This window comes from Pseudomonas sp. G5(2012), assembly GCF_000408945.1.
GTDB classification, from domain to species: domain Bacteria; phylum Pseudomonadota; class Gammaproteobacteria; order Pseudomonadales; family Pseudomonadaceae; genus Aquipseudomonas; species Aquipseudomonas umsongensis.
The window spans coordinates 1-819 of sequence record NZ_APIO01000192.1; the positions used below are offsets into that span (position 1 = coordinate 1).

General features: G+C 62.3%; 1 protein-coding gene. It reads right to left on the reverse strand.

Annotation, left to right across the window (positions count from 1 at the left end):
- Positions 1 to 806: 3-deoxy-manno-octulosonate cytidylyltransferase (gene kdsB / locus PG5_RS32260; protein WP_081648208.1), on the reverse strand; the 806-nt coding region annotated here is incomplete at its 3' end.
- Between the last annotated feature and the right edge of the window lie 13 nt (positions 807 to 819).

The window sequence follows — 819 nt, forward strand, 5'->3', positions numbered from 1 at the left end:
GTGGCGTCGTAATAGATGCCGCCGTCGGTGAGCACGCCATCTACATCGGTGATCACCAGGCGAACGTCGTTGAGGGTGGGCCGTGGGGCAGGGTCCTGACCACTCATCAGCGCCCGCACTTGCTCAAGGCACTCAGGTGTATCTACACCCGGGCCGGTTGGTTCGACCTGGTACGCCCGAATGCAGTAACCCGCGGCCATCAGCCTCAGTTGCTCCAGCTTCTCCGCATGCTCCAGCATCGGCTGTGGCAGGCTGCTGTAGTCGGCCAGGACATCGCGACGATAGCCGTAGACACCCACATGCTTGAGGTAATGAGCGACTTCGCCGTCCCGTGGGTAGGGAATCGGCGAGCGGCTGAAGTACAACGCATTACCGTTATTGGCCAGGACCACTTTCACGGTGTTGGGGTTGCCGGCTTCGTGCGCTTCGATCGGGTGGCACAAAGTGCCGACCTTCACGCTCGCATCAGCGAGCATGCCCGCAGCCAGGGCCTCGATGTCTGCTGGACGCACCAGCGGTTCATCACCTTGCAGGTTGATGTAGATGTCCGCATCGATCTGAACCATGACTTCGGCCAGGCGGTCGGTGCCGGAGGGGTGATCCGGCGAGGTCATGACGCATTCCCCACCGAACGCCCGCACCGCTTTTGCAACGCGTTCGTCGTCAGTGGCGATCACCACCACATGAGCATTGGCTACTTGCAGGGCGCGTTCGTAAACGTGCTGCACCATTGGCTTGCCGGCAATATCAGCCAGCGGCTTTCCCCGCAAGCGGGGCGAGCCGCAGCGAGACCGGAAGGAAATCACGGCCGCGGGGGTG